Genomic DNA, 293 nt, shown 5'->3' on the forward strand with positions numbered 1-293 from the left:
TGTAGCCCAGGGTCTGCATGGCGGTCTGCGTCTGGCTGTAGCTCACCTTTGCGGTGTGGGAGGTGCCGTGGCCCATAAAGACGAAGGCGACCTACTCCTCAGCGGCGGCCTCCAGACTGTCGAAACCGGCATCCTTCACAGCGGCAGCGGTAACGGCCTTGGCAACAGCTTCCTTGTCAGCGTTGATGACGGCAGCGTCGGCACCAACCTCGCCCAGCAGGGGCTCAGCAACGGCGACGCTCTCGAACTTGTCCTTGTACTCGTCGATCATCTCCATCATCTCGTCGTACTCT

The 293-nt window shown here is 61.1% G+C and carries 1 pseudogene; it reads right to left on the reverse strand.

Features of this window, described 5'->3' with window-relative positions:
- Window positions 1-91 precede the first annotated feature (91 nt).
- Window positions 92-293 (reverse strand): annotated as a pseudogene (locus P0G09_RS19770) (cobalt chelatase); the annotation flags it as partial.

This window comes from Faecalibacterium sp. DFI.5.82, from assembly GCF_029076575.1.
Lineage (GTDB): Bacteria > Bacillota > Clostridia > Oscillospirales > Ruminococcaceae > Faecalibacterium > Faecalibacterium duncaniae.